5 protein-coding genes, 3 pseudogenes and 1 riboswitch are annotated in these 7,772 nt (G+C 43.4%); of the genes and pseudogenes, 1 reads left to right on the top strand and 7 read right to left on the bottom strand.

Annotated elements, in window-relative coordinates; all coding sequences use genetic code 11:
- Positions 1-360: pseudogene (locus HT687_RS12000) on the top strand (hypothetical protein); the annotation flags it as partial.
- Here HT687_RS12000 and HT687_RS08990 read toward each other — a convergent pair.
- The 7 genes and pseudogenes from HT687_RS08990 to HT687_RS09020 form a co-directional block, all read right to left on the bottom strand.
- Positions 249-2,630, bottom strand: a pseudogene (locus tag HT687_RS08990) (ATP-dependent Clp protease ATP-binding subunit); the annotation flags it as partial. The pseudogenes HT687_RS12000 and HT687_RS08990 sit on opposite strands and share 112 nt — an antisense overlap.
- Before the next feature lies 1 nt (position 2,631).
- Positions 2,632-3,090 (bottom strand): CtsR family transcriptional regulator, encoded by a 459-nt coding sequence (locus tag HT687_RS08995; RefSeq protein ID WP_023936792.1) that lies wholly within the window; start codon positions 3,088-3,090, stop codon positions 2,632-2,634.
- Positions 3,091-3,206: 116 nt separating this feature from the next.
- Positions 3,207-3,935 carry an ABC transporter ATP-binding protein gene (locus tag HT687_RS09000; protein WP_023936794.1) on the bottom strand — a complete coding sequence of 243 codons (729 nt, stop codon included), beginning with the start codon at positions 3,933-3,935 and terminating at the stop codon, positions 3,207-3,209.
- Positions 3,935-4,942 (bottom strand): ABC transporter substrate-binding protein, encoded by a 1,008-nt coding sequence (locus HT687_RS09005; protein WP_031233681.1) that lies wholly within the window; start codon positions 4,940-4,942, stop codon positions 3,935-3,937. The genes HT687_RS09000 and HT687_RS09005 overlap by 1 nt, the downstream gene beginning before the upstream one ends.
- Positions 4,943-4,979: 37 nt before the next feature.
- Entirely contained in the window at positions 4,980-5,738 is a 759-nt protein-coding gene (locus tag HT687_RS09010; protein WP_162199268.1) for an ABC transporter permease, read from the bottom strand.
- Positions 5,701-5,991 (bottom strand): thiamine-binding protein, encoded by a 291-nt coding sequence (locus HT687_RS09015; RefSeq protein ID WP_000647658.1) that lies wholly within the window; start codon positions 5,989-5,991, stop codon positions 5,701-5,703. The genes HT687_RS09010 and HT687_RS09015 overlap by 38 nt, the downstream gene beginning before the upstream one ends.
- A 69-nt stretch (positions 5,992-6,060) precedes the next feature.
- A riboswitch (TPP riboswitch) is annotated at positions 6,061-6,163 on the bottom strand.
- A 111-nt stretch (positions 6,164-6,274) separates the two neighbouring features.
- A pseudogene (locus HT687_RS09020) lies at positions 6,275-7,465 on the bottom strand (group II intron reverse transcriptase/maturase).
- Between the last annotated feature and the right edge of the window lie 307 nt (positions 7,466-7,772).

The following is a 7,772-nucleotide window of genomic DNA, read 5'->3' on the forward strand; positions in this document are numbered from 1 at the left end:
AACAGGCTCATTCGGAGATGGTTACCTAAGGGAACTAAGAAAACGACTCCCAAAGAAGTCGCATTCATCGAAAATTGGATTAATAACTATCCTAAAAAATGCTTGAACTACAAATCACCCAGAGAAGACTTCTTCATGGCTAACTTGAACTTGAAATTTGGCAAAAGAGAATCAAGATTACTCCTGATTCTCCATTTTTATGCAATATCAAATTTCAATTGGCCTGCTTTGACACCAATCTTAAGTGTGCTGCCTGCCACCAAATCTCCCTTAAGAAGAAGTTCTGCCAACTTGTCTTCCACTTCTGTTTGCAGGGTTCTGCGAAGTGGACGAGCTCCCATCTCTGGGTCATATCCTTGATTTGCCAACAATTTCAGTGCAGAAGCTTGTAATTTCAAGTCAATGCCTTTTTCAGCCAAACTTGCCACTAAAGGTTTGACCATAATCTTCACCACTTCCTGCATATGGTCACTAGACAGGCTATGGAAGACCACCTTTTCATCAATACGGTTGATAAACTCAGGTCTATAAGCCTTTTTCAGCTCTTCAAACATGCGTTTTTCCATATTTTCCTGGTCAAAACGAATATCCTTAGCTCCAAAACCGACGGTCTTGTCATCCCGAAGGGCTGTCGCACCAAGGTTTGACGTCATGATGATAATGGTATTTGAAAAGTCAACCTTGCGGCCCTTGCTATCGGTCAAGACACCATCATCCAAGACCTGCAAGAGCACATTAAAGATATCTGGGTGGGCCTTCTCTACCTCGTCAAAAAGGAGAACGGAATATGGTTTGTTGCGAACCTTCTCGGTCAACTCCCCACCTTCTTCATAACCCACATAACCCGGAGGAGCTCCATTGAGACGGCTGGCTGCAAATTTCTCCATATACTCACTCATATCAAAGCGGATAAGGGCTGATTCGTCATCAAAGAGAACTTCTGCCAAAGCCTTGGCCAATTCGGTCTTCCCGACACCTGTGGGTCCTAGGAACATAAAAGAACCAATCGGACGCTTGTGACTGCGAATCCCTGACTGATTGCGGCGAATAGCACGGCTAACGCTTGAAACTGCTTGATCTTGACCGATGACACGCTTGTGCAGTTCAGCTTCCAAGTTCAGGTATTTCTTAGCGTCAGTCTGAGTCAGTTTTTGGACTGGGATACCTGACAATCGACTCAAGGTAGTCAAAATATCAGACTCTGTTACCAAGTCTTTATAGACAGGCACTTGCTCTTCTTTTGCGATTAGCTGAGCTGCCTGTTTCCACTTGCCATCCATCAAGGCCTTGTCAGCTGGACTCAAGCCTGAATCGTCTACTTTTACATGCTTAGCCTTATTTTGCACTGTTGCTGCTGCTTCATCTAAGAGGTCTATAGCAGAGTCTGGCAAATGGCGACTAGTCAAGTAACGATGGGCCATCTTAACGGCTGTTTCGACCGCTTCATCTGTGATTTGCACACGGTGATGTTTCTCATAAGTCGCCTTCAAGCCTTGCAAAATGGCCATGCTGTCTGCCACACTTGGCTCTTCAATCGTCACTTTAGCGAATCGACGAGAAAGGGCCGCATCTTTTTCGATGTGTTTTTGGTATTCTTCCTGAGTGGTGGCACCAACCGTTCTCAAAGTTCCACGCGCCAAGGCTGGCTTCAAAATATTGGCCGCATCCAGAGTTGAGTCAATTCCACTCCCAGAACCCATGATAGTGTGGAGTTCATCGATAAAGAGGATGACTTGGCCATCTTCTTCAATATCCTTGATGATATTGTTCATGCGCTCTTCAAAGTCACCACGGAAGCGTGTCCCTGCAACGACATTCATCAAATCAAGCTCTAACACGCGCATCTTAGCCATTTCCACAGGCACATCCCCACTAGCAATACGCTGGGCAAGACCAAGCGCCAGAGCAGTTTTCCCGACACCAGCATCCCCAACCAAGACAGGATTATTCTTTGTCTTCCGACTCAAGATTTGAATCATACGCGAGATTTCCTTGTCCCGACCGATGACTGGTTCTAACTTGCCAGAACGAGCTTGCTCTGTCAAATCATGCGTATAATCCTCGAGACCACCACTCGGAGTCTGGGGCATACCCATCATATTAGCCATAGAATTTTGCTTGTCAGCTACTGTACGATGGCGTTGGCGTAGGGCCTTGAGGTCTTCACGAGTCCAGCCTGCCCGTTCTTCTAAATTTCGGCGAAGAGCAGCAATCTTGACCTGATCTTTCTTGTCTTCATAAGAAAAACCAGCCCTCTCCAAGATACGAGTCGCCAAGGCATTGCCATCATGCAAAATCGCATAGAGGACGTGCTCCGTCCCTAGCACCTTAGCATGGACCACTGACGCTACATACTCTGCTTCGTCAAAAAGAACCTGCAAACGATGGGAGAACGGCAACTCCGTAAAAGTTTCATCCTGGCTATAGTCCGTTTCAGTCAGTTCCAAAGCGACTTCTTCTAAACGGTCCATCTCATATGGATAATCATTTAAAGTCGCCCCTGCCACACTATAACTGTGATTGGACATGGCAATCAACAAGTGCCAAGACTCTAGGTAACCAGCTCCAAAATGACCAGCAACCATGTAGGCACTTTCGATACATTCATTCAATGCTTTTGAATAGTTCATCTTACTTCCCTTTTCTATCTACCTCTTGTATGACCTGGCGTAGCATGTTTGCACGAAGGACTGGAGCTTCTTCTCCTAGAACGCGATCCAAAGCTACTGATACTAGCAAATTCATCTCTTGCTTGGTCATCAATTCCTGCTCAACCAAAAGCTGGAGAATATCCTCATAAGTTTCTTGACTAACTCGCTCGCCAATCGAATAAAGAAGCTCTCGGAGCATTTCATGATGACTAGAAAACTCAATCCGTCCTATACGAATATAACCTCCGCCACCACGCTTACTTTCAACCAAGTAGCCTCTACTTTCCGTAAAGCGTGTCTTGATCACGTAGTTAATCTGACTAGGAACAACCTGGAAGGTATCTGCCAACTGACTTCGTTGCAACTCCACGATACCAGATTGATCTAAAATCGCCTTGATGTAGGCCTCAATATGATCCGATGTATTTTTAAATCTCATTACAAACCCACCTCTCTTTGAACCTTGACTATCTTTGACTATTATACCGAAATTTTCTCATTTTTAAAAGAAAAAGGGCGCTGGTAAAGGATAATCTTCACCAACTCCCTATTTTTCTACTTATCTAAGCCTAATTCTGCCAAGATTTGACGTTTGTAGGCAATCTTTTGGACTTCCTTGTCCTCATCTTCAGACCAATCTAGTTTAATTTCTGAAACAATCTGCCCAGGGCGATTTTTCAAGATATAGATGCGATCGCTGAGATTGAGGGCCTCTTCGATACTATGCGTGATGATCAGGGTCGTCAATTGCAACTGCTTGTGAATTTCAAGGTACCAAGCGTGGAGTTCCATCTTGGTCATCTCATCCAAGGCGCTAAAGGCCTCATCTAAGAGAAAGAGCTTGTGCCCGAAAAGGTAAGTTCGAAGCAAGGCCACACGCTGGCGCATCCCCCCACTAAGTTCATGGGGATACTTGTCTCGTACAGCTGTCAACTGGAAGGTCGCAAGAATTTCATCCGCCCGGGCAATGGCTTCCGCCTTATCCACCTTTTGAATCAAGAGGGGCAGGATAATATTACCAAGCACCGTCTTGTGCTCCAAGAGCAGATCCTTTTGCAACATATAACTCACGCGCCCCTTGGGATTTTCTTCACCATCAAGGACAATTCTCCCTGACTGAACTTCTAAAATCCCCGCAATTAAGTTGAAAAGCGTAGTCTTACCAACACCACTTGGGCCTAGGATGGAAACCACTTCACCTGAAGTGACTTTCAGATTGATATCCTCTAAAATCCTCTCCTGACCATAGGCATAACTGACGTGTTCTAGTCTTATTTCTGTCATTATTTCACAAATTCGTTGGTGAAGCCTTTGTCTGTCAAGTCTTCTTTAAGGATACCATTTTCTTTATCCCATTTGTAGAAAGCATTCCAGCGAGCTGCGTCAAATTGACCCCATTTTTCCTTGTCGCTTGCGTATTCTTTTGACAAGTATTTTTGAGATTCAATGACAAAGTCACGTTTTTCCTGAAGTTCAGGTGCATTTTTGATGAGGATATCAGCTGCTTCTTCTGGATGCTCCATAGCATATTGGTAACCTTTTTTGATGGCTTGGATGACTTTACGAGCTTCTTCTTTGTTATCTTTCAGATAGTCGTTGTTTGCGATGATAACTGGTGAATAGTAGTCAAACTCCTTGACATAGTCTTTCAAATACATGAAGTTAGCATCTACACCTTGAGATTTAGCAAGTATACCATCCCAACCGTAGTAAATCCAAGCAGTGTCAAAGACACCATTGGCAATAGGTGTGATAGAGTTTGAGTCGTTATTTGGTACTTTTTCTACCTTCTCAAAGTCCCCACCTTGTGATTCTACCAATGTTTTCAACATAGCAAGTTCAGTTGGGTCATTCCAAGTCCCGTATTTCTTACCAACTAAGTCTTTTGGACTGCTTACATTGTCAGATTTACGTGAGATGATTCCTGATGTATTGTGTTCAACAATAGCTGCAACGGCAGTGATTCCTGCTCCTTTTTCCAATTTTTTAGCCATGTAGTCTTGGAAATACACTGCAAATGGTGCCTTACCATTGATAACCAAGTCAGATGAGCTTTCTTCTGGTGGCAATTTCAAATCAACATCCACTCCAGCTTCTTTGAAATAACCTTTTTCCTTGGCAACATATAGCCCTGTGTGGTTAGTATTTGGTGTCCAGTCTAGGATAAAGTCGATCTTCTTGAGTTCTGCCTCTTTGTTATCCTTAGAAGCAGTTCCTTGACCACAAGCTACAAGCACGACAGCTACAAGAGCTGTTAAAACAGTTAAAAACACTTTCCATGTTTTCTTCATTTTGATTTCCTCTTTTCTTTTTTGAAACATTCTTATTCTACGAACGTTTCCATTTAATAACATATTTTTCACTGACATCAACCAGCTTCATACCGAGAAGACTGATAATCGATACCAGAATAATAATAGCAAACATGGTATCATACTGAAACAGTTTCTTGGACTGAATCATGTAGACACCTAGTCCTTCAAAGCCTCCCAACCACTCAGATACCACTGTTGTGATAAAGGCGTAGGAGACACTGACCCTCAGACCTGCATAAAAGTAAGGCAGGCTGACTGGAATTTTAAAATGCCACAGGATTTGCCAAGGCTTGGCCCGCATCAGACTAAACAAGGTCAGCATATCCTTGTCACAATGCCTAAAGCCGTCCAAAATACTGACGATGATAGGAAAAGTGGTCGTCAAGATAATCAAGACAATCTTGGGCAGAATCCCATAACCTAGCCACAAGACCAGAATAGGGGCTATGGCAATGGTCGGGATAGTCTGAACAACCACCATCATAGGGTAAATCAGGTCATTGAGCCAAGTCAAACTATCCATGAGCACAGCCATGAGACAGGCAATCAAGACTCCCAAAATCAGCCCCAGTAAAGCCACTCTCAAAGTCGCCCAGCTATGGTGCCAGAGAAATTCTCTATCACGCACAAAAGACTGGAGGATTTCAAGAGGTGTCGGCAGGATAAACTTGGGGAGAAGTTTAAGAAAACCTGCTAACTGCCAGATTGACAAGACTCCCAGAAAACCCAATAGACTAATGTGTCGTCTCAGCATACTTTTCAAGCTTCTCATCAATACTTAAAATCTCTCCTACATTTATTTTGACATTGGCAAAGACATTATCTGCCTCCTGCCCTGCCACTTCCAGCGCTTCTTTTAGAATGCGCATAAGCTCATCAAACTCCCCTTCCAAGACCGTTTCAAATGGTGTCACCACCATGGTCACTTCTTGAGCTTGCAGATAAGCAATGACCTGATCAATAACAGCTATCCGATCAATCCCCTGTGCTAGGGGTAAAACTTGCAAGGCGATGCTTGCTTTCATAAAAACCTCCTCTTCTCGTTTTCCTTTGACAAAAAGAAAAACCTTTACCATATATGGAAAAGGTGCAAAATCAGACTAAGTATCGTTCCCTCCGCTGGCATTACCCAGATCAGGTGCGGTCGAAGTTTAACACTTCCTCTCAGACTGTACACAGACTCCCATATATTATATGTATATATGATAGCGCAAAATAAGAAAAATGTCAAGGAAATTGCTTAATCGAGTAGGGGATAATCTTTAGCCCCTCTCACACCACCGTACGTGCCGTTCGGCATACGGCGGTTCAACTAACTTTTAACGCATGTCGTTCAAGGTAATAATCCAAACACGAAACCAGTCCACGTTTTTCAAGGACTGGTTTTGATATAGCACGTTTAGTACCGACTTCTGAGCTACTAATTGATAATGGTCACCCCAGCCAGATACCTTATCTGCTATCCATTTAGGAACTCCTAACTTAAGCAATCCCCATAGTCGTCTCGATTTCTTCTTCCATTGCTTCCAGATAATCACTCGTAGGCGAGTACGCAAGCGCTCATCTATGCTGGTGACAATACTTTCCATATTTCCCAATGAGAAATAGTTTATCCATCCTCGAATGGACAAATTCAGTTGTTCAATACGTCTTGTTAGGTCTATACTCCATTTCCTCTGTGTTAGTTTCTTCAATTTAAACTTAAATCTCCGAACACTATCTTGATGGGGACGACTTTTCCAACCATCTGATGATTTCCAGAACCCAAAACCTAAGTATTTCAGCTCTCTTGGTCTGGTAATCTTAGTCTTGGTCATATTTACTTTCAAACCTAGCCGTTTCTCAATAAAACGACTGACTGAATACATCACACGCTTAGCGGCTGCCTCGCTTCCGACCGTCATCACACAATCATCTGCGTAGCGCACAAATCGAAGTCCCCTCTTTTCTAATTCCTTGTCCAATTCATTAAGCATGATATTGGATAAGAGAGGAGATACATTTCCTCCCTGTGGTGTGCCAACTAGCGTTTTATGACGTTGACCGTTAATGATAACACCTGAATGAAGATACTGACGAATCAAGGATTCCCTATCTCCGTCTTCGATTATGTTATGTACTAAGGACATCAATCTATCTTGAGGAACCCTATCGAAAAATTTCTCTAGGTCTATATCCACTATCCACTCATAGCCGTCATTTAAGTACTCTAAGAGCTTGAACAATGGCTTGTTGGATTATCCTATCCATCACTGTCGGAATCCCAAGCTGAAGGACACCTCCATTGGGTTGGGGGATTTCAACTCGCAGGACTGATTGAGGTTTGTATTTCCTCTGTTTTATCAGCTCCTTAGTCAAGCGCCAGTTTTGTCTGAGATAGTCATCCATCTCTTCGATAGTCATTCCATCAATCCCAGCTGAGCCCTTATTGGATTTTACTTGATTGTAAGCTTCCAGCATATTTTCGCGTGATACTATCTTATCTAGCAATTTTGACATGTGCCTATTCCTTTCTTGTTTTGGTGCCTGAGGGATATCTTATATTGGTGAACCTTCATCTAGTCAATACGTGACAGAGTCCAGTTCTATCAGACCGTTCGTTTTACAGACACAAGTAAAGTAGGATTACTTCGATCTGTCGTTTTCTCTTTCTAGCGACAGACCTCAAACAGTCTCTCCCCAGACTGTTTGAGTATTCACCCCTTCGCTCCACTTCCATTACAGAAGTTTCCTCACTACTATGGGTTCGGCTGACTTCTCATGATTCCTTGTTACTACGCTTTCAGAGCTCATGAGACCTCACGGG

The organism is Streptococcus sp. 1449 (genome assembly GCF_013276805.1).
GTDB lineage: Bacteria > Bacillota > Bacilli > Lactobacillales > Streptococcaceae > Streptococcus > Streptococcus pseudopneumoniae.

Excerpts from the sequence above, each read along its gene's own strand:
- HT687_RS09015 (WP_000647658.1), bottom strand. The coding sequence starts at position 5,991 with ATGAAAGCAAGCATCGCCTTGCAAGTTTTACCCCTAGCACAGGGGATT.
- HT687_RS09010 (WP_162199268.1), bottom strand. The coding sequence starts at position 5,738 with ATGAGAAGCTTGAAAAGTATGCTGAGACGACACATTAGTCTATTGGGT.
- HT687_RS09005 (WP_031233681.1), bottom strand. The coding sequence starts at position 4,942 with ATGAAGAAAACATGGAAAGTGTTTTTAACTGTTTTAACAGCTCTTGTA.
- HT687_RS09000 (WP_023936794.1), bottom strand. The coding sequence starts at position 3,935 with ATGACAGAAATAAGACTAGAACACGTCAGTTATGCCTATGGTCAGGAG.
- HT687_RS08995 (WP_023936792.1), bottom strand. The coding sequence starts at position 3,090 with ATGAGATTTAAAAATACATCGGATCATATTGAGGCCTACATCAAGGCG.